The sequence below is a fragment of the Nitratireductor sp. GZWM139 genome, from assembly GCF_030068685.1.
Taxonomy (GTDB): Bacteria; Pseudomonadota; Alphaproteobacteria; order Rhizobiales; family Rhizobiaceae; genus Nitratireductor; species Nitratireductor aquimarinus.
Genome location: NZ_JAMQML010000001.1, coordinates 426,124 through 445,598 on the forward strand (window position 1 = coordinate 426,124; position 19,475 = coordinate 445,598).

A 19,475-nucleotide genomic window follows, 5' to 3' on the forward strand; every position below is an offset into this window, starting at 1 on the left:
GTTATTCGGCCTCTATGGCGACGGGCGTTCCGTCTTCCAGCGTGTCGGGGTAGGGGGTGATGATCTGCGCCCCGGCATCGAGGCCGGAGAGGATCTCGATCCGCTCGGTCCCGCGAATGCCGGTCTCGACCGTCACCCGCTTCGCTGCGTCATTCTCGACGACGAAAAGGTCATTGCCATGGAGCGTCAGCGCCGGCACGAGGAGCGTGTCCTTCACCACGCGGGTGATGATGTTGGCGTCGACGGACATGCCGATCATGAGCGGCGTGTCGTCCGGCAGGGCGAGGCGCACGCGATAGGTGCGGGTAACAGGATCGCCCTTGGGGGTAATGCTGTCGACTATCGCTTCCAGTTCGCGGCCCGGAAAGGCGTCCGAGCGGATCAGCACGTCCTGATCGGGCTCGATGCTCGGAATATCCTCCTCATTGACCTCGGCCACCACAATGCGCGGCGTGAGCCGTCCGACCCAGAACAGGACATGACCGGGCTCGGCAATCTCGCCGATTTCCACGTCCTGACGCAGAACCATGCCGTTGCTTGGTGCGCGCAGCGTGTAGTCCTCAAGACGCGCGGTCTGGCCGGCAATCAGAGCTTCCACCTGACTTACTTCCGCGCTGGCGCGTTCCAGCGCCGTCACGCTGGTGACATTGCGTTCCACGAGCAGGGTCAGCCGGTCGCGCTCATCCACCGCCAGCTTGTAGCGGGCCTTCAGTTCGGTGAGGATAGCTTCGGCCTCGGTGGCGTCGAGCCGCGCCAGAATGTCGCCGGTCTCAACGCGCTCGCCCTCGCAATTGCAGACTTCGACGATGCGTTCGCGCACCAGCGAGGTTACCTTGGCCCAGTTGCGTGGCTCCACCACGCCGGAAGCGAACACGATGTCGGCGGCGCTGCCCCTTTCAGGACCGGTCACTGCGACAGGGGCGGGCTGGTTGTGATACCAGAAAGCCGCACCGGCAGCCGCGGCAAGCAGAATGGCTGCTAGAAAGAGGCGGAGGAATGTCACGTCGTTCTCCCTGACAGCCGCAGGAGGCGGCAAAATAAATACGATGCATATCTGTATCGAAATTATTTCGGTCGTACAATTGCCTTTCTCATGCTGAGAGAGGCTTCGCTTTGATCTGACGCAACGATGGAGAAGAACCCTGTCCGGCGACACGCAAAATTCGCAGGGTAAGGCACGCGGCCCGGGCCGCCCCCGCGATCCGCAGACCGACGCGGCCATACTCGATGCCGCGCTCGGGCTTTTCGTGGCCAACGGGCTCGATGGCGCGAGTTTTGAGAAGATCGCGCGCAAGGCCGGTGTAACCCGCGCCACCATCTATCGGCGCTGGTCGACGCGCGAAACGCTGATCGCCGATGCGCTGGGGCGGCTGAAGGAAAATGCCGAGCAGGATTTTGGCGAATGGCGGGCGCTGCCGCTGGAGGTGCTGGTCGGCATGATGATCGATTACGGGCCGAAGGGGTGGGTGGAGCACGATGCGCGTCGGCTTCTCGCCCGCATCATCGGTTCCGTGCCGGATGCGCCCGACCTGCTCGGCGTCTTCTGGGAGGTTTATCTCGCGCCACGCCGCGCCGCCTTCAATGTGATCGTGGAGCGCGCACGTGCCGAAGGCGCGCTGCCGGCCGACACGGATGTGGACATGTTTCAGGACATGTTCAGCGGCGCACTGATGTATGAGCTTCTCTTGAAGCCCGGGGCGAAGACGGAGGAGGGGCTGCGAAGCTACTTCACCCGCCTTCTCAAGGAACTCGGTCTGGGCGATGCGGTCGCCCGCCATCTGGCGAACGCACAAAGTGCCTAAAGCGCACCCTCATTCACCATCGACATGACCTCGGAGACGATGCCGCGCGACACCAGACAGCGCCATGGCGCGCGATTGGGGCCGACGCCGACCATGACCAGCGTGTTCGCTTCGGAGAATTCCGAGCTCAGCACCGTCACCGTGTTGTTGGTCTGTTGAGCCACGGCGGCGAGGCAGGCCTGCTCGTCCTGCGGGCTGCCGGTGCGCATGGCCGCAGCCGTGCTGCCCGACATTGATGTGCTTTCGGATTGTGTCGTCTGGTTGCATCCGGCGAGCCCGGCAGCCAGTGCTGCGAGCGCGGCTACTCTTTGGAGTGCGTGCATTGTCCCGGTCCCTTCATCGCTTGTTATTGAAGTCTCTCCTCAAGGACACGGGGGCAAGTGTCGCATGGGGGCAGGGGACCGGCAATTCCTGCATTCGTAGGATGCAGGCTCCGGCGGGGAAGCGGAATGGCGCGGGCGGCAGAGGTTTTACGGGCGGGTTTTTGGCCGGCGCAGTGCCCGCGCGGGCGCGACACCTTGACAAATCGCACCTCCCATGCGCTTTTCCCGCCGACCTTCTGGCCCTTTTTCCACGGGGCCTGAGCAAGAATTCCAAGACACGGATGATATGACCATGCATCGCTACCGCAGCCATTCCTGCGCCCAACTGAGAAAATCCGATGTCGGCGCCAATGTGCGCCTGTCCGGCTGGGTCCATCGTGTGCGCGACCATGGCGGCCTGCTGTTCATCGACCTGCGCGACCATTACGGCATCACCCAGATCGTCGCCGATCCCGATTCTCCGTCTTTCCAGGTGGCCGAGACCGTGCGTGGCGAGTGGGTCATTCGCGTCGACGGCGAGGTGAAGGCCCGCACGGACGAGACCATCAACGCGAATCTTCCCACCGGTGAAGTCGAAATCTTCGCCCGTGAGATCGAGATTCTGTCCTCGGCCAAGGAACTGCCACTGCCGGTTTTCGGCGAGCCGGACTATCCGGAAGATATCCGCCTCAAATACCGCTTCCTCGATCTGCGCCGCGAAACGCTGCACAGGAACATTGTGCAGCGCACGAAGATCATCGCCGAGATGCGCCGCGCCATGGGCGAGGTCGGCTTCACCGAATATTCGACGCCGATCCTGACGGCATCCTCGCCGGAAGGCGCGCGCGACTTCCTCGTGCCGTCGCGTCTGCATGAGGGCCAGTTCTACGCGCTGCCGCAGGCGCCGCAGCAGTACAAGCAGCTCATCATGATGTCGGGCTTCGACCGCTATTTCCAGATCGCGCCGTGCTTCCGCGATGAGGACCCGCGCGCCGACCGCCTGCCGGGCGAGTTCTACCAGCTCGACCTGGAGATGAGCTTTGTCGAGCAGGAAGATGTGTTCCAGACGATGGAGCCCGTCATGCGCGGCATCTTCGAGACGTTTGCCAATGGCAAGCCGGTCACGGATGTCTTCCCGCGCATTCCCTACGACGAGGCCATGCGCAAATATGGTTCCGACAAGCCGGACCTGCGCAACCCCATCGAGATGGAAGACGTTTCCGAGCATTTCCGCGGATCGGGCTTCAAGGTGTTCGCCAACATTCTGGCCAATGACGAAAAGGCCGAAGTGTGGGCCATTCCGGCCAAGACCGGCGGTAGCCGCGCTTTCTGCGACCGCATGAACTCCTGGGCGCAGGGCGAGGGCCAGCCGGGTCTGGGCTACATCTTCTGGCGCAAGGAAGGCGAGGGCCTTGAAGGCGCTGGTCCGATTGCCAAGAACATCGGCCCGGAGCGCACCGAGGCGATCCGCACCCAGCTTGGTCTGGAAGACGGTGACGCCTGCTTCTTCGCCGCTGGCGATCCGCGCAAATTCGCCGGCTTTGCGGGCGCTGCGCGTACGCGCGCCGGTGAGGAGCTCGATCTGGTCGACCGCGAGCGTTTCGCCCTTGCATGGATCGTGGATTTCCCCTTCTACGAATGGAACGAAGACGAGGACAAGCTCGACTTCGGCCACAACCCCTTCACCATGCCGCAGGGCGGCCTTGAGGGGCTGGAAGGCGATGACCCGCTGTCGCTCAAGGCCTGGCAGTACGACCTCGTCTGCAACGGCTTCGAGATCGCATCGGGCGGCATCCGCAACCATCTGCCGGAAGTCATGGTCAAGGCGTTCGAGAAGGTCGGTTTCGATCAGCTGGAAGTGGAGGAGCGCTTTGGCGGTCTCTACCGCGCGTTCCAGTATGGCGCGCCGCCCCATGGCGGCATGGCCGCCGGCATCGACCGCATCGTGATGCTGCTTCTGGGCGCGAAGAACCTGCGTGAGATCACCATGTTCCCGATGAACCAGCAGGCGCAGGATCTCCTGATGGGCGCGCCTTCCGAGGCAACGCCGGCGCAGCTGCGCGAGCTGAACCTGCGTCTCGCTCCGGTCAAGAAGGACTGACGCGCAGGGCGCTAAACCGCGTCTCCCAAACATCTTGAAAACGGCCTCGCCTTCACTGGCGGGGCCGTTTTCGTTTCCGCCCTGCTTCGGCTGAAGGGGAAAAAAAAGCCAGGCAGCTTGCGCTGCCTGACCCGTTGGAGCGCCGATGCGCCAGGCGGTGAGACGCCTCTTACTGGTTCGCCAGAACCTGCAGGCCAACCTGCCTGGCGAGTGCTTCCGGTGAGCCCATGGCGGTGCCCATCAGAACGGCGAACGGCATCGGCTCTTCCGGCGCGATGCTGATCGTGAGGTTGCGCGGGTCATCAAGATAGGTGGTGACCGCTTTCGCGAGGCTCTGGGTCAGGTCCGGGCCGAGATACTGGCCGGCCATGAGCGGCACGATGGCCTTTGCCTGATTGGCCACGTCCTCCGGCTTGACGCCCTGCTGGGCGGCCACATAGGCGATCAGCTTGCCGGTCAGCGATGCATCGGAAAAGCGGATGGACGCGCCATGCAGGTTGAGCTGCTGCATGAGGCCGAGCATTGCGAGGCCCTGCGCCTGCTGCTGCTCTTCCGTGCCGTTCTCCATCTTCTCTTGCATTTCCTGCAGTGCGCGCAGGAATTGCGGCGTGTAGCCGCTGATGTCGGCGGTGATGGCCAGTGTGCCGGCATTGTCGAGCTTCAGGTCGTAGCGGCTGACCTGCATGCGGCCGTCGTCCAGCGTCCAGCTGCCAGCCATGTCGACGCGGCCGGAAAGCTGCTCGTAGCCATATTCCTTGAGCTGCTCGTGGGCTTCCCTGCTGTCGGTGAGTTTCGACAGATCAAGCGAGAAGCTTTCTGCCGAGCCCTCGAACGACATTTTGTTGGCGCCGTCGCCGAGATCCGTGTCGGCCACCAGATTGCCGAGCGTGAAGATCGGTTCATCGCCATTCTTGCCCACGCGGGCGCTTTCCAGCACGAAGCGGCGATACTGCATCAGGCCGCCATAGGGAGCGTCTTCCGCTTCCTTGGGCAGAATCAGCCCCTCGATGGACACGCCCTTCAGAGCGATGTCGAAATCATCCTCGGACTGCTGGAAATTATCAACGGCGACGCGGCCGATCTCATAGACGCTGTCGGTTTCGCTGACGTCTTCAAGAACCAGATCGCCAAGGTTCGCCTTTTTGTCGACGTCGGCGACACCGAACGACGCGCCCTCAAGCACAATCGAATCGCCGTCCTTGCGTGCGGCGGTCCATTCCGCCTCGACGCCCTGATCGCCGAGCAGCGTCTTGTAGCGCGCGGCAACCTCATCCGCTTCCCAGGCCTGGGCGGACTGCAGCGCCGTGGCCGAAAGCAGGGCGGCGAGCGAGAGGGTCTTCAGCTTGGTTGCATGGCTGAGCATGGGCAATTTCCTTAAAGTAACGTAAGATAACGGTTATCTGCTGGCATGGAGGCCGAGAATTACGGTCGGAGGATGGCCTTTGGGTAAACCTGTGTCAATTTTCACAGGCCAGTATTGCGTGTTATCCATGACGCTATGGTTGCTGAACCCTTGGAAAACGGGAGAGAGGTTGGGAATGCGGGCATTCGGGCATTTTGGGGCGAGCGCCTTTCTTTTGATTCTCTTCTCGTTCGCAGCGCAGGCGGTGGAGCTGCATGAAGGCATCACCTATCGAAGTGGCCTGAAACTCGACATTCACGCACCCGACACGCCCGGCCGGACCTCCCAGGCCGGCGTGGTGCGCATGAACCTGTTCTCCTTCGGCAGCCCCAAGGTTCCCGTGGTGATCTACGCCCATGGCGGCGGCTGGGTGAAGGGATCGCGCAAGAAGGTCTATTCGCTTCCCGAATGGCTCACCCAGCGCGGCTACATGCTGGTCGCCATCGATTATCGAAAAGTGCCGCAGACCACCATTGACGGGCAGGTCAACGATCTGTCGGCGGCCATCTCCTGGGTGCGCTCCAACATCTCGCGCTATGGCGGCGATCCGTCGCGCATCGTGCTCATGGGCCATTCGGCCGGTGCGCACCTGGTGGCGATGGCGGCGGCGCGCAATGTCGCCGGCGATGTGCGCGGTGTGATTCCCAACGACGTGCAGGCCTATGACATGGTGGCCTATGCCGGCATGCGCGGTTCGCTCGGCTATCCCTATATCAATGCCTTCGGCTCGGACCCGAATGACTGGGTGCGCTGGTCTCCGGTCACCTATGCGCGCCGCGGCTCGGGCTTTCCACCGCATCTCTTCCTTCACTCGGGTTCCAATGGTGAAAGACGCAGGGCGCTGACCAATGGTTACGCCAATCTGCTCAAGGCGCGCGGGGCGCGGGCGGCGGTTTTCGACGGCGGGCGCTACACGCACGGGTCGATTGCACGCAAGCTTGGCGGTCAGGGCGATCCGGCGACGGTGACGATCGAGCGCTTCCTGGCGCAGGTCACGCGCTGACAGACGCAAAAACCAGGTCGCCCAGCATGCATAAGGAAGACCTGCGCTTTTAATGGAGCACCGGAACAGACCGAAAACCGGTTTCCACTTTTCTGTCCTGTGCTCTAGCCACAGCCCTTTTGCCATAAAGGCTTGCCGCGAATCACCCGCTGGTCTAACCGGAAACCATGGGAAAAGATATGCTTCCGCCCGGTGGCGACGGTGGTGATGCCGTAGAGCCGGTCGATCTGAAAAAAGCGCTCGAAGAGCGCTACCTCGCCTATGCGCTGTCGACGATCATGCATCGTGCGCTGCCGGATGTGCGCGACGGGCTGAAGCCCGTGCATCGGCGCATCGTCCACACCATGCGTCTTCTGCGCCTCAGTCCCGATCAGGGTTTCGCCAAATGCGCCCGCATCGTCGGTGACGTGATGGGCAAGTTCCATCCGCATGGCGACCAGTCGATCTACGACGCGCTGGTGCGTCTCGCGCAGCCTTTCGCCATGCGTTATCCGCTGGTCGACGGGCAGGGCAATTTCGGCAATATCGACGGCGATAACGCGGCTGCCATGCGCTACACCGAAGCGCGCATGACCGAGGTTGCCTCGGAGATCCTGACGGGCATCACCGAGGATGCCGTCGATTTCCGTCTGACCTACAATGAGGAAGACGAGGAGCCCATCGTGCTCCCCGGCGCGTTCCCGAACCTGCTCTGCAATGGTTCTTCGGGCATCGCCGTGGGCATGGCGACCTCGATCCCGCCGCACAATGCGGCAGAGGTCTGCGATGCGGCGCTCGCCATCATCGACAATCCGGATGTCGATCCGGAACGTCTGCTCGATTTCGTCAAGGGGCCGGATTTCCCGACCGGCGGCATCATCGTCGAGGGGCCGGATTCGATCCGCGAGGCCTATGCGACCGGACGCGGCGGTTTCCGCGTTCGCGCCCGCTGGCACAAGGAAGAACAGAGCCGCGGCGCATGGACGGCCGTGGTCACCGAAATTCCCTATGGCGTGCAGAAATCGCGGCTGATCGAGAAGATCGCCGAACTGATCATCTCGCGCCGCCTGCCGCTTCTGGAAGACATTCGCGACGAAAGCGCGGAGGATATCCGCGTCGTTCTGGTGCCCAAGAGCCGCGCCGTCGCGCCGGAACTGCTGATGGAATCGGTCTTCAAGCTGACCGATCTGGAGAGCCGTTTCCCGCTCAACATGAACGTGCTGTCGCGCGGCAAGGTGCCGGGCGTCCTGTCGCTCAAGCAGGTTCTGCGCGAATGGCTCGACCATCGCCGCGATGTGCTCCTGCGCCGCTCGCGCCACCGGCTGGCGGAAATCGAGAAGCGGCTGGAGATCCTCGCCGGCTATCTCGTCGCCTATCTGAACATCGACGAGGTCATCCGCATCATCCGCGAGGAGGATGAGCCGAAGAAGGTGATGATCGCGCGCTTCGAGCTGACGGACACGCAGGCCGAGGCGATCCTCAACATGCGGCTGCGCGCCCTGCGCAAGCTCGAGGAATTTGAGATCCGCAAGGAGTTCGACAAGCTTTCCGAGGAAAAGGACGGCATCGAAGCGCTGCTCGCCTCCACCGAGCGCCAGTGGAAGACCGTGCGCTGGGAAGTCGCCAAGGTGCGCCAGACCTTCGACCCGGAGAAGAACCCGGGTCTTGGCGCGCGCCGCACCACCTTTGCCGAAGCGCCAGAGCACGATCTGGAAGACGTCCACGAGGCGCTGATCGAGCGCGAACCCATCACGGTGGTCCTGTCCGAAAAGGGCTGGCTGCGCGCCATGAAGGGGCATCTGGCCGACTTCTCCTCGCTCTCCTTCAAGGAGGGGGACAGCCTCAAGATCGCCTTCCACGCCCAGACGACCGACAAGATCCTGCTCTTCACCACGGGCGGCAAGGTCTTCACGCTTGGCGCGGACCGTCTGCCCGGCGGGCGCGGCCATGGCGAGCCGGTGCGCATCATGGTCGACATGGACAATGATCAGGCCATCGTCACCGCCTTCGCGCATGATCCCGAGCGCAGGCTCCTGGTCGCATCGCATGCGGGCAATGGCTTCGTGGTCGCCGAGAAGGAAATCATCGCCAACACCCGCAAGGGCAAGCAGGTGATGAATGTGAAGGCTCCGGACGAGATGAAGCTCTGCCTGCCGGTTTCGGGCGATCACGTGGCCGTGGTCGGCCAGAACCGCAAGCTGCTCGTCTTCCCGCTTTCCGAAGTGCCGGAGATGACACGCGGCAAGGGCGTGCGCCTGCAGCGCTACAAGGATGGCGGCGTTTCCGACATCAAGACCTTCGCCATGGAGGAGGGGCTTTCGTGGAAGGATTCCGCTGATCGCACCTTCGTCAAATCGCGCGAAGAGCTGCTTGAATGGATGGGCAACCGCGCGGCCGCGGGTCGTATGGCGCCGAAAGGATTTCCACGCACCGGAAAATTTGGGTAAGCGCCGCAACACAGGCGTGAAGGCCAGGGTGCAAGCAGAGGAGGGGTGATATGCTGCACTGGAATGGAACGGGCCTTCGGGCCGCAACGCTGGCGCTGGCCGGATTTGTCGGGCTGGCGCAGCCGTCTTCGGCTGAAGACCGGCTGTTGAGCGACGCGGTCGAGTTTTCCGGTCAGATCCTCTATCTGCAGACCGATGTGCCCGGTCTTGTGATCGGCGCGGTGCGCAATGGCGAGACCGCCGTTTTCGGCTTTGGCGAAACCGCCAAGGGAAGCGGCAAGACGCCTGACGGCGACACGCTGATGCGGGTCGGCTCCGTGACCAAGGTGTTCACCGGAGCGGTTCTGGCGAGCCTCGTCGCCGATGGCTCGGTGAAGTTCACAGATCATCTGCAGGAGCGCATTGGCTGGGATGTGACCGTTCCGGCGCTGGACGGCAAGCCAATCCGGCTGATTGACCTCGCCACGCACACGTCCGGGCTGCCGCGCGAGGTCGACCGCGAGCCGGGCCCGGAGAATGATCCGTTCTCCACGCTCACGAAAGAGACCTACGCGAAGGCCTTCACCAGCGATGTGCAGCTCTTCCCGGCGGGCACGGGCGGGCTCTACTCCAATTTCGGCTTCGACATGCTGGCCGTTGCGCTGGGCTCTGCCGCAGGCAAACCCTATGACGCACTGCTTGCCGAGCGGGTTCTTGAGCCGATCGGCCTCAAGGACACGACATTTGCGCCTGCCGAGGCCGACCGCGACCGGCTGATGCAGGGCCACAGTTTCGATGGATCGCCGCTGCCAGACGTGCCCAACACGCCAGTCATGTCGGGCGCGAGCGGGCTTTATTCCACCGCCAACGACATGGTGACCTGGCTGCAATGGCATCTTGACCGCTTCTCGCCGGACATGGCCGAGATGCGGCTCCTCGACCACGCCTCCTATGTGCAGCGCGATGCGCTCGATCCCACTTATGGCTTTGACGAATCCGGTCATATGGATTCCATGGGGCTTGGCTGGATCGTCATGCAGCCCGAGGGTGACCGTCCGCTGATCCTGCAGAAGGCCGGCGGCCTGCAGGGCATGTTCGTCTACCACGCCTTTGCCCCGACACGCGGCGTTGGCGTGTTCGTCGCCATCAACGAGTTCGACTTCTCGGCTTCCATGCTGATGGCCGAAGTGGTGAATGGCCTGATCTCCGACCTCGCTCCGCGTTAAGGGGCGAGGGGGCTGTCGGTGCAGGGTGCGCGCTGCATTTGCCCCTTGGTCTTGTGCGGCGCGCGGGAGCGCTGTGCGTCCTTCGACAAGCTCAGGATGAGGGGTGTTAGGCACAGGATGAGGGATGTTGAGAATGACGGGGAGGGCACGCGAGAGTTACGCTCGCTCTCCTCGGCCTTGAAGGGTTGGTTGTAGGCTTTTTTGCCTGCTTCGCTGAGATCTGCGCGCATCTCCCCACTCTGAGAAGCTGCCTTCCTTGCAGTGAGCGCATGTGCGTTCTCCCGAGCACCCAGACACTCTATCCCATACACCTGACCCGAAATCCGGCTACCTACCTTCCTCATCCTGAGCTTGTCGAAGGACGCACCAGGTCTCAACTGCCCGAGCCCCACGTCCCTCATCCTGAGCCTCTTGAGCTTGCCGAAAGGCGAAGGACGCACCACGTCTCATCCGCCGATCCCCGCCTCACGCCCGCGACTGTGGAAAAGCCACTCTTGTGAGCGGCAGGGGGCGGCGAATGACACTATCTTCGCCGGGTTCACAGATTCAGGAATTCGCATGTCAGCTGACGTCAAACGCATCGCCGCCCTTATTGCCACCGAGATCACCGCCCGGCCGGAGCAGGCTCAGGCGGCCATTGGTCTTCTGGATGAAGGGGCGACCGTTCCGTTCATCGCGCGCTACCGCAAGGAAGTCACCGGCGGCCTCGATGACACGCAGTTGCGCACGCTCGCCGAGCGGCTCTCCTATCTGCGCGAGCTCGATCAGCGCCGTGACACGATCCTCGGTTCGATCCGCGAGCAGGGCAAGCTCACGCCGGATCTGGAGACCAAGATCGTCACCGCCGCCACCAAGGCGGAGCTGGAAGACATCTACCTGCCCTACAAGCCCAAGCGGCGCACCAAGGCGCAGATCGCCCGTGAGCGCGGGCTCGGGCCGCTGGCCGAGGCTATTCTGGCGGATCGCTCCAAAGTGCCGGCCGATCTGGCGAAGGATTATCTCGGCGAAGAAGTCGCAGACGAGAAGGCCGCGCTCGACGGCGCGCGCGACATTCTCGCCGAGCAGTTCGCCGAAAACGCCGATCTGGTCGGAAAACTGCGCAATCACATGAAGGAACGCGCCGTCCTGCGCGCCCGCGTTGTCGAGGGCAAGGAGGAGGCAGGCGCGAAGTTCTCCGACTATTTCGACCACTCCGAGCAGTGGTCGGGCGTTCCGAGCCATCGCGCGCTTGCCATGCTGCGCGGCCGCAACGAGGACGTGCTGGCGCTCGACCTGGAAGTGGATGCGGACGACACCAGCCCGCTCAAGCCCGCGGTGCGCATGATCGCGGCTGCCTATGAGATCGGCGGCCAGCGTCCCGGTGACCAGTGGCTGATGGAGGTTGCCGGCTGGACATGGCGCGTAAAGCTCTTCCTGCACCTCAACCTCGATCTGATGCGCGATCTGCGCGAGCGGGCCGAGGAAGAAGCGATCAATGTGTTCGCGCGCAATCTGAAGGATCTGCTTCTGGCGGCACCCGCCGGCACGCGGGCAACGCTCGGGCTCGATCCGGGCATTCGCACCGGCGTCAAGGTGGCCGTGGTCGACGCCACGGGCAAGCTGCTCGACACATCAACGGTGTATCCGTTCCCGCCGCGCAACGATCTGCGTGGCAGCCAGGCCGAGCTGGCGGCGCTGATCCGCAAGCACGGCGTCGAGCTGATCGCCATCGGCAACGGCACGGGAAGCCGCGAGACCGAAAAGCTCGTGGCCAACATGCTGTCGGATATGCCGGCGCCCAAGCCGCTCAAGGTCGTGGTTTCCGAGGCCGGCGCATCGGTCTATTCGGCGTCGCCCACGGCGGCGGCCGAATTCCCCAATCTTGACGTCTCGCTGCGCGGGGCCGTCTCCATCGCGCGCCGCCTGCAGGACCCGCTGGCGGAGCTGGTGAAGATCGAGCCGAAGTCCATCGGCGTCGGCCAGTATCAGCACGATGTGGATCAATACCGTCTGGCAAAGGCGCTCGACGCCGTGGTGGAAGACGCGGTGAACGCGGTCGGCGTGGACCTGAACACGGCATCCTCATCGCTTCTGGCGCGCGTTTCGGGCCTTGGCGCGTCGATTGCCGAGGCCATTGTGGCGCATCGCGACGCCAATGGCGCGTTCTCCAGCCGCAAGCAGCTTCTGGAGGTGGCGCGGCTTGGCCAGCGCACCTTCGAGCAGTGCGCCGGCTTCCTGCGCATCCCGAACGGCACGGAGCCGCTGGACGCGTCGTCAGTTCACCCGGAGGCCTATGGCGTGGCGCGCAAGATCGTCTCGTCCTGCGGGCGCGATGTGCGGTCGCTGATGGGCGATGCCGGCGCGCTCAAGGCGCTCGACCCGCGCGTCTTCGTGGATGAGCGTTTTGGTCTGCCCACGGTGCGCGACATCATTGCCGAGCTCGAAAAGCCGGGTCGCGACCCGCGCCCGGCCTTCCGTACGGCCACCTTTGCCGAGGGCATCGACGACATCAAGGACCTGAAGCCGGGCATGAGCCTTGAAGGCACGGTGACCAATGTCGCCGCCTTCGGCGCGTTCGTGGATATCGGCGTTCATCAGGACGGGCTGGTGCATGTCTCCCAGCTTGCCGACCGCTTCGTGAAGGACGCGCATGAGGTGGTGAAGGCCGGCGATGTGGTGAAGGTGCGGGTGCTTGAGGTTGATATCAAGCGCAAGCGCATCAGCCTCTCCATGCGCAAGGACGCCGGCGGAGCCAGCGGTGGCGCAGATTCCGGTGCGGGCGCTGGCCGGCCGCGCGATGGCGGCAAGCCGTTCCGTGGCGGGCAGCAGCGCAGTGGCGGTGGCAAGCCGGGCGGGCGCAGCAGCGAACCGCAGGGCGCACTCGCCGCCGCGCTGGCTCAGGCCATGAAGAAGAAATAGGCGCGTTCTTTACCCAGCCGCCATGGTGAGCGCCTGAGCTTGTCGAAGGGCGAACCACGGGGGCGGTGATGACGTGCGCTTCTCACCCTACACCGGATGGCGCAGTGCGGCCTGCGCGCGCCGCCGCCTGCGCCCGGAATGAAGCTGCCAGAGCGAGTGGGCGACCAGCGTGACGATCAGGATCGTGCCGCCGATCAGCGTCGCGCGGCTCGGCACTTCCGAGAAAATCAGCCACACCCAGACGGGCGCAAGCACGGTTTCCAGAAGATAGAACATCGCCACCTCCGGGCCCGAAATGTATTTCGGGCCGTTGGAGAGGCAGAAGAACGATATCGGCATGATCACCGCGCCGTTGAGGATGATCCACCAGGGAGCCTCGATGCGGTAGCCGGTCTTGGCGGTCATGATCACGGCGACGATGAAGGGTAATATGACGGCGACCAGCGCCGTAAAGCCCATGTCGCGCCCGCTGCCGCGCGTGATGGTGATGGCGGTCGCCAGCAGGAAGGCCGCGCTCAGCGCCATCACGTCGCCGAACAGATTTCCAGCCCCGATGCCGCCACCGACAATGATCAGCACGCCGATCAGCATCACCCCCATGGCAATCAGTGTGGCCGGTTTCGGTCGCTCCTTCAGGAATAGCCAGGAGAGCAGCGCTGCGAACATGGAATTGAAGGCGAGGATGAACACCAGATTGGCCGTTGAAGTGTTGTAGACGGCGGTGATGAAGCAGAGTGCGGAAAGCGCGTAGAGCGCCGCCACGACGAGGCCTACACGACCGGGCATGAGCGGCGGCACATTGCGTGAGAAGAGACGCCAGACGAACCAGACGGCAAGCGCCACGGCAACCGTCAGCGCGCTGCGCACCATCAGGATCGGCCAGGGATCGCCATCGGCCAGCCGAATCAAAGGAATGTCGATGGTCAGCGCCATGCCGCCAAAGGCGGTCAGTGCGAGGCCTTTTGCATGCGAGGAGGAGGCTGGGTCGGACACGGGCGGCAATCCTCTGAGAAAGGGGAATGAAGATGTGCCGTCTTGGCAGACCCTGTCCGGGTGGCGCGCGCTAGTCCACGCGCTCCCACCCCTGCGGGCCGAGATGTTCCTGCGGCTTGAAGCGTACCTTATAGGCCATTTTGCGCGATCCATTGACCCAGTAGCCCAGATAGACATGCGGCAGACCGGCAGCCACGGCGCGGTTGATGTGGTCGAGAATCATGAATGTGCCGAGCGAGCGCTCGGTCAGCGCGGGATTGAAGAAGGAATAAACCATCGACAGCCCGTCACCCATCAGGTCGGTCAGGGCCACGGCCATGAGCTCGCCTTCGCCCTTGCCGGTGATGAAGCTGTCCGGCCCGCGGCGGCGATACTCGATCACCTGCGTGCCCACATGGGTGTCCTCCACCATCATCGCATAGTCGAGCACGGTCATGTCCGACATGCCGCCCTTCTTGTGGCGGGCATCCAGATAGCTGCGGAACAGCGTGTACTGCTCCGTGGAGGGCTCGGCCGCCTGGGCCGTTCCGATCAGGTCCGCATTCTGCCTCAGAATGCGTTTCATGTTCTTCGTCGGCTGAAACTCCTGCGCCAGAATGCGCACGGAAACACAGGCGCGGCAGGTTTCGCAGGCAGGCCGATAGGCGATGTTCTGAGAGCGGCGGAAACCGCCCTGGGTCAGCAAATCGTTCAGTTCGGGCGCCTTGTCCCCGACCAGATGGGTGAAGACCTTACGCTCGAACTGCCCTTCCAGATAAGGGCAGGGCGAAGGCGCGGTCAGAAAGAACTGCGGCGATTGGGCGGGTTGCTGCGTCATGTCGGTAGGGCGTCACTCCTGTCCTGAAGCATCGGACCGAAAAGCGGAAGCCGGTTTTCGGGATAGTCCGATGCTCCATCAATAATTCAGATCGTCCTTTGTGCGTCAGAATGGGCGCACACGATCTAAAGCCCATAATACCATGGCCCGACAAACGAAAACGTCAACCAAATTATCGCCACCAGCGGCATGCCGGCCTTCATGAAGTCGCGGAAGGAGTAGTGACCCGGCCCCATGACCATCAGGTTGGTCTGGTAGCCGATGGGGGTGGCGAAAGAGCAGTTGGCGGCGAAGATCGTGGCCGCGATGAAGGCTTCCGCCGGCGCGCCAATGGCGGCCGCGATGCCAAGCCCGATGGGTGTGAACAGCACCGCCGTTGCATTGTTGGACAGGAAATTGGTCAGCACGGCCACGACGGCGAAATAGCCCGACAGGATGATGGCGGGGCTCTGACCGTCGAGGAGCGCGACCGCGCTGTCGGCGATCAGGTTTGCGCCGCCCGTGCGTTCCAGCGCCGTGGCGGCGGCAATGGCCGAGCCCACCAGAAGGAATATCTGCCGGTCAAAGGCGCGGCCGGCCTGCGCCAGCGTCAGGCAGCCGGTCGCGATCATGGCGAAGGCGCCGGCGATTGCCGTGGCGACGATCGGCGCGATGTCCAGAGCGGCGGTCACCACGATGCCGGCAAAGATGACAAAGGAGATCCAGGCCTTGCGACGCTGCGGCACGGGTTCTGCCGACCATTCGAGAACGAGCAGGTCATGGCTTTCGCGCAGATCCTCGAAGGCGCGGTCGGTGCCGCCGACAAGGATCGTATCGCCGGGCTCCAGCCGGATGTCGGAGACAGGCGTGCGGCCCATGCGGCTCTTGCGCTGGACGCCGAGCATGTGAACGCCGTGCTCGGTCTCAATGCCGGCATTGCGGATGGTGCGTCCTGCATGGCGCGAACCCGGCGGGATCACCGCCTCTGCGATATGATAGTCCGGGCCGACCCGCGCCGCCTCGGTCTGCCCCTCGGCCATGTGGCCGGCCGCCCCATGCGAAAGCGCCTGGGTGAAGGCGCGGCGGGTGGCCGTCACCATCAGCCGGTCGCCTTCGGAAAGCACCACATTCTCGAACGGCGGATGAAAGCTCATGCCGCGCCGTATGATGAGGCGCGGGGTCAGATCGCCGAGCCCCTGAAAGAGACCGGCTTTCGATTCCTTGCCGATGAAGGGGTGGCCGGGCACGATGCGGATTTCACCGATGAACTGCGTGCCCGACTGCACCTGCCGGAAGGTCTTCTCATTGCTCGAATCGCGCAGGATGCGCGGCATGAGAAAGAAGACATAAAGCGCGCCGGCTGCGGCCAGCATAAAGCCCGGCAGGGTGATGTCGAAGAATCCGATCCCGATGCCCGCCTTGGCGGCAACACCGGCAACCAAAAGGTTGGTGGACGAGCCGATCAGCGTTGTCATGCCCCCCAGAATGGTCATGAAGGAAAGCGGCATCAGCGCCTTGGAAACCGGGAAATTGCGCTGCGCGGCAAAGACGATCAGCACTGGAATGAAGATCACCACCACCGGCGTGTTGTTCAAAATGGCGCTGAGCAGGGCCGCTGTCACAAGCGTGATGATGATCGTGCGGGTGCTCGACCCGCCGGCCGATCTGGCGAGAATGCGCGCGGGCTTGTCCAGAGCATCGGTGGCAAACAGTCCCTGACCGACGATCAGGAGCGCGAGAACCGTCGCGAGCGCCGGATTGGCGAATCCTGAAAGAAGTTCTTCGGGCGGCAGGCCGCCGGATGCGTTCTCGTAGGGAATGAAGGCGAAAAGCGCGAGGAACGCCACGAGGCTGCCAAGGGCGACAAGCTCGAGCGTGAAGCGTTCGCTGATATAGGCGGCGACCGTGGCGAAAATGATCGCGTAGGTCGCCCAGAGATGGAAATCGGCCATTCAGCTCCCGCCGCTTGAAACTGTCCCCGCAGGCCATACCCAATGCCTGCCTGCAAGGTCAGGAGAATAAGCACGAGCGGTCGCGCCGCAAGCATGGATTTGCCGATGCCGGCAAAAGGCGGGCAAAGGAAAGGCTTTCGCGTCTTCCGACGGGAAAGGAATTTGCTTGTCGCAGGAGGGCCGAAGCGCGGCATGCGCCGCGTTTCAAAAAGCCGTCGTCAGTCGGTTCTCACCATCACCGTATCGAGCAGCCGGTCATGCACGGTCTGCCTGTGCGAAAGAAAGAATGCGGCCAGCAGAATCAGCGGGCTGAAGAGCGTGCAGAGAGCGACTGCTAGCAGGGTATGTGCGGTTGCGTAGCGGGGTGTGATCTCGACGCTGTCGAGCCGTTCCAGTCGCAGACTGAACACGCGCATGCCGAGGGTCGCCTGGTAGCGCCCCCCGAGTGTCGCCCTGATGTAGAGAATGACGGCGACCAGCGTTGCCATTCCGGCCGCGGCCTTGGAAAGCGTATAAAGAGCAGTCGGTATGTCTCCCGGCGTCCGGTCGGGTGCAATCCAGTGCAACACGACATACTCCATGAGCATTGTTGCCAGAACGGACAGAATAACGGCCAGCAATGCATACAGGGCGTAATCCAACAGGAAGGCAAGGCATCGCCGCAAATGCAGCCACGTGCCCTGTCGCACGATGAAATCTGGTTGCCGGTCTCCGGGCGGTGCGGTCAGCTGGGGGCTAAGGTCAAATGTATTGGTCATCAAAGTCGCTCGCATAATCAATGAAGGGTTCGAAAACGCCTCACGATAGCGAGCGATCTTGTTTTGATAAATCAGAAGTGTATAGCGTCGTTAAAGATGCAACTTTTGCGATAATTTCGATTATCAGCTCGTTCGCACCACAACCGTGCCCAGAAGCAGATCATGGACGGTGCGCTTGTAATCGAGGAACAGGCTTGCGAGCAGGATCAGCGGCGTCAGAACCGCATTGCCGGCCCAGAACAGAACCGTGTGAACCACGGCCAGCATGGAATCGACGCGCCCGCCGTCGAGGCGGACAAGTTTGACGTCCATGAATTGCATGCCGAGCGTCGCCTGTCTGCGACCGCCAAGGGTCATCGCGACGTAGAGAAGGGCGGTCAGCGGGGCGAGGATGCCGAACAGAAGCCAGCCCAGTCCCAGCGTCATCACGCCCAGAAGGGCCACGATGATTGCGACGGGAACCATCATCAGCCCGATCAACAGGTAGTCGATGCAGAACGCGAAAATGCGCCGCGTGCGAACGCCGCGGTAAAGATGCCAGTCATCCCGTGCGGGATCGATGATTTCGCCGTCGAGGGGCCTTGTGGCCGTCATGAACGTTCCTTCATTGGTTTGTCGAACAAATGAAAAATGGGTGCGTTCACACGGCGCTTCAAGATTTTCCGAGCAAAATCAGAGCAATTCAGCGACTTCGGCGGCAAAATAGGTGAGAATTCCGTCGCAGCCCGCGCGCTTGAAGGAAAGCAGGCTTTCCAGCATGGCGCGCTCGCCGTCGATCCAGCCATTGGCGGCTGCCGCGCGGATCATCGCGTATTCGCCGGACACCTGATAGGCGAAGGTCGGCACGGAGAACGTGTCCTTCAGCTGGCGGACAATGTCGATATAGGGAAGGCCGGGCTTCACGATCAGCATGTCCGCACCTTCCTGAAGATCCTGCTCGGCTTCGCGCAGCGCTTCGTCGGAATTGGCCGGATCGATGTAATAGGTCTTCTTGTCGCCCTTCAGCAGACCGCCCGTGCCGATGGCCTCGCGATAGGGGCCATAGAAGGCGGAGGCGAATTTCGTCGCGTAGGACATGATCGCCACGTTCTGGAAGCCGTTCTGGTCGAGCGCGTCGCGAATGGCGCCGATGCGCCCGTCCATCATATCGGAGGGGGCGATGATGTCCGCGCCGGCTTCGGCCTGGCCGACGGCCGCAGCCGCGATCTGGGCGACCGTTTCATCATTGATGATCTCGCCATCGCGCAGGATGCCGTCATGACCATGGCTGGTGAAGGGGTCGAGCGCCACATCCGTGATGATGCCGATTTCCGGCACCGCTTCCTTGATGGCGCGGGTGGCGCGGTTGATCAGATTGTCCGGGTCGAGGCTGTGGGAGCCGGTCTCGTCGCGGCGCGCCGGGTCGATATTGGGAAAGGTGGCGATGGCCGGAATGCCGAGCTTTGCGGCGTATTCGGCCTGCCGGACCGCATGGTCGACCGTATGGCGCATGACGCCGGGCATGGCGGAAAGCGGCTCCTGCCGGTTCTCGCCCTCCATGAGGAACAGCGGCCAGATCAGGTCGTCGACCGTCAGATGGTTCTCGCGCACGAGGCGGCGCGACCAGTCGGCCTTGCGCGTGCGGCGCAGGCGGCGGCTGCCGGTGATCTCATCGACGGTGCGGCGTGTGGCGGGGCTGTTCATGGTGCGGGAAAACTTGTTCACGGCTTCGACTCCAGTGTGGCGCCTCTCTATCATGCAGGCCCTGTGGGTCCAAGTGCGGGTCCGGTGTCCTGTGGTCGCAGTTCCTTATAGCATTGACGGGGCGAAAAGCGGCTAATAATCAGCTAGAAAGGCC

General features: G+C 63.1%; 15 protein-coding genes. 6 read left to right on the forward strand and 9 right to left on the reverse strand.

Annotation, left to right across the window (positions count from 1 at the left end; translation table 11 throughout):
• Position 1 precedes the first annotated feature (1 nt).
• Positions 2-1,003 carry an efflux RND transporter periplasmic adaptor subunit gene (locus NDI72_RS02040; protein ID WP_206993545.1) on the reverse strand — a complete coding sequence of 334 codons (1,002 nt, stop codon included), beginning with the start codon at positions 1,001-1,003 and terminating at the stop codon, positions 2-4.
• Positions 1,004-1,220: 217 nt separating this feature from the next.
• Between NDI72_RS02040 and NDI72_RS02045 the strand changes: the two genes are divergently transcribed.
• Positions 1,221-1,802 (forward strand): TetR/AcrR family transcriptional regulator, encoded by a 582-nt coding sequence (locus NDI72_RS02045; protein WP_283799458.1) that lies wholly within the window; start codon positions 1,221-1,223, stop codon positions 1,800-1,802.
• Here the strand turns inward: NDI72_RS02045 and NDI72_RS02050 are convergent.
• Complete coding sequence (locus NDI72_RS02050) at positions 1,799-2,125, reverse strand: hypothetical protein (protein WP_206554496.1); 327 nt, start codon at positions 2,123-2,125, stop codon at positions 1,799-1,801. The two genes, NDI72_RS02045 and NDI72_RS02050, sit on opposite strands and share 4 nt — an antisense overlap.
• 292 nt (positions 2,126-2,417) lie before the next feature.
• Between NDI72_RS02050 and aspS the strand changes: the two genes are divergently transcribed.
• Positions 2,418-4,205 (forward strand): aspartate--tRNA ligase, encoded by a 1,788-nt coding sequence (gene aspS, locus NDI72_RS02055; protein WP_283799459.1) that lies wholly within the window; start codon positions 2,418-2,420, stop codon positions 4,203-4,205.
• 169 nt (positions 4,206-4,374) lie between these two features.
• Here the strand turns inward: aspS and NDI72_RS02060 are convergent, their stop codons facing one another.
• Positions 4,375-5,568 (reverse strand): aq_1923 C-terminal domain, encoded by a 1,194-nt coding sequence (locus tag NDI72_RS02060; RefSeq protein ID WP_283799392.1) that lies wholly within the window; start codon positions 5,566-5,568, stop codon positions 4,375-4,377.
• A 175-nt stretch (positions 5,569-5,743) separates the two neighbouring features.
• Between NDI72_RS02060 and NDI72_RS02065 the strand changes: the two genes are divergently transcribed.
• From NDI72_RS02065 to NDI72_RS02080, 4 genes are all read left to right on the forward strand, one after another.
• Positions 5,744-6,610: an alpha/beta hydrolase gene (locus tag NDI72_RS02065; protein ID WP_113154875.1), complete on the forward strand. Its 867-nt coding sequence runs from the start codon at positions 5,744-5,746 to the stop codon at positions 6,608-6,610.
• A gap of 167 nt (positions 6,611-6,777) precedes the next feature.
• Complete coding sequence (gene parC, locus NDI72_RS02070; protein ID WP_206546715.1) at positions 6,778-9,036, forward strand: DNA topoisomerase IV subunit A; 2,259 nt, start codon at positions 6,778-6,780, stop codon at positions 9,034-9,036.
• Between the two features lie 50 nt (positions 9,037-9,086).
• On the forward strand, positions 9,087-10,241 hold the full coding sequence (ampH, locus tag NDI72_RS02075; RefSeq protein WP_283799393.1) for a D-alanyl-D-alanine-carboxypeptidase/endopeptidase AmpH: 1,155 nt from the start codon (positions 9,087-9,089) through the stop codon (positions 10,239-10,241).
• 558 nt (positions 10,242-10,799) lie between these two features.
• Entirely contained in the window at positions 10,800-13,139 is a 2,340-nt protein-coding gene (locus tag NDI72_RS02080) for a Tex family protein (RefSeq protein WP_283799394.1), read from the forward strand.
• Between the two features lie 87 nt (positions 13,140-13,226).
• Here NDI72_RS02080 and NDI72_RS02085 read toward each other — a convergent pair whose 3' ends face one another.
• The 6 genes from NDI72_RS02085 to hemB form a co-directional block, all read right to left on the reverse strand.
• Positions 13,227-14,072, reverse strand: a complete 846-nt coding sequence (locus NDI72_RS02085; RefSeq protein WP_210344102.1) for a DMT family transporter — start codon at positions 14,070-14,072, stop codon at positions 13,227-13,229.
• A gap of 130 nt (positions 14,073-14,202) precedes the next feature.
• Positions 14,203-14,949 (reverse strand): arginyltransferase, encoded by a 747-nt coding sequence (locus NDI72_RS02090; RefSeq protein WP_206546711.1) that lies wholly within the window; start codon positions 14,947-14,949, stop codon positions 14,203-14,205.
• A 125-nt stretch (positions 14,950-15,074) separates the two neighbouring features.
• On the reverse strand, positions 15,075-16,880 hold the full coding sequence (locus tag NDI72_RS02095) for an SLC13 family permease (RefSeq protein WP_113154881.1): 1,806 nt from the start codon (positions 16,878-16,880) through the stop codon (positions 15,075-15,077).
• A gap of 218 nt (positions 16,881-17,098) precedes the next feature.
• Positions 17,099-17,638 (reverse strand): RDD family protein, encoded by a 540-nt coding sequence (locus NDI72_RS02100; protein ID WP_206549222.1) that lies wholly within the window; start codon positions 17,636-17,638, stop codon positions 17,099-17,101.
• Between the two features lie 123 nt (positions 17,639-17,761).
• Positions 17,762-18,232, reverse strand: a complete 471-nt coding sequence (locus tag NDI72_RS02105) for an RDD family protein (protein ID WP_206549223.1) — start codon at positions 18,230-18,232, stop codon at positions 17,762-17,764.
• Between the two features lie 78 nt (positions 18,233-18,310).
• Positions 18,311-19,321 carry a porphobilinogen synthase gene (hemB, locus tag NDI72_RS02110; RefSeq protein WP_210344103.1) on the reverse strand — a complete coding sequence of 337 codons (1,011 nt, stop codon included), beginning with the start codon at positions 19,319-19,321 and terminating at the stop codon, positions 18,311-18,313.
• Between the last annotated feature and the right edge of the window lie 154 nt (positions 19,322-19,475).